This window comes from Pseudomonas paraversuta, from assembly GCF_904063065.1.
In the GTDB taxonomy this organism is placed as follows: Bacteria; Pseudomonadota; Gammaproteobacteria; order Pseudomonadales; family Pseudomonadaceae; genus Aquipseudomonas; species Aquipseudomonas paraversuta.
Genome location: NZ_CAJFCL010000025.1, coordinates 1 through 1124 on the forward strand (window position 1 = coordinate 1; position 1124 = coordinate 1124).

General features: G+C 64.7%; 1 protein-coding gene. It reads right to left on the reverse strand.

Translation table 11 applies throughout. The features are described from left to right. On the reverse strand, window positions 1–1124 hold a 1124-nt coding region (locus JQ845_RS22740; protein WP_328823195.1), incomplete at both ends, for an RHS repeat-associated core domain-containing protein.

Here is a 1124-nt window from a genome sequence, read left to right on the forward strand (position 1 = left end):
TCCGCTGCCAGCGACACCACACTCAAGGTCGCGGTAGTGACTGCCGTTACATAGCTGGCGGTCAGCGCCGCTGTAGGCGCGGCCAACGCACCCAGGGAGGCCACGGTGCCGATCACGGCCAGGGCGATGCCGGCCGCCGGCAACAGCCAGTCCAGCCACGAATGGCCCGACGGGTCGATGCGGTTGACCGGATCGCCGGCGCAATAGGCATAGCCATTGAGGCCGCCTTCGCCGAAGGGGCTGAGGCTGTCACGGCTGTGGAAGCGCATCAGCACCGGGTTATAGATGCGGTAATCGCCCAGGAAGTACCAGCCGCTGTCCTGTTCGCGCAAGGAGCCGGCGTAGCCCAGTCGGCTGGTGCCGGCCTGGCTCTGGCCGTAGGCGCCGTAGACCGGGGTGTGGATAGCGTCCTGGGCTTCTGTGGTCACTGAGCCTTGGGCGTCGGTGCCCAGCAGCATGACTTCGCGCACTGCCGATGCCAGTCGACTTTCTGCCACGGGAACAGCGCCGGCCCGTACCCAGCGGGTCTGGGTGTCTTCACCCAGCTCGCAGCTGAGCTGGCCGCCGGTGTGGTAACGCCAGCGCGGACCGGTAGAGTCTTCGGTCTTGATGATGTTGCCCGCCGGGCCGTAGTGCCAGCGGCGCTCGCCGGTAGGCAGGGTTACCCCGATCAGTCGGCCCAGGGCGTCGTAGTGCAGTGGATTACCGCGCTCGTCGCGTTTGAGATTACCCAGCGCGTCGTACTCCAGGATTACCGGTGCCGGGTAATCGGCGCGGCTGTGGCTGACGCTGATCAGCTGGGTGAGGTCGGCAGGGTTGTAGGTAAATGTACTGATATTGCTGGCGCTGGCGTCGGCAAACACCGTTTCCAGTCGACGAATATTGTCGAGGGCGTCGTACTGGAAGTGTTGCTCGCGGTAGGTTTTGCCGTGGGCATCTTCGGGCAACGACGGCCCTGCAAGGCGATGGGCAATCATCCGTCCGCGCAGGTCGTAGTCGAAGCTTTCACCGCGCACCAGTGTGCCGTCACGGGTCAGTTCGCGCCGGGTCAGCTTGCCGTCTTTGCGCCATTGCTGGGTCTGCACTTCTACATGCTGTGCATTCGGCGTTCGGGTAGCCGTTTC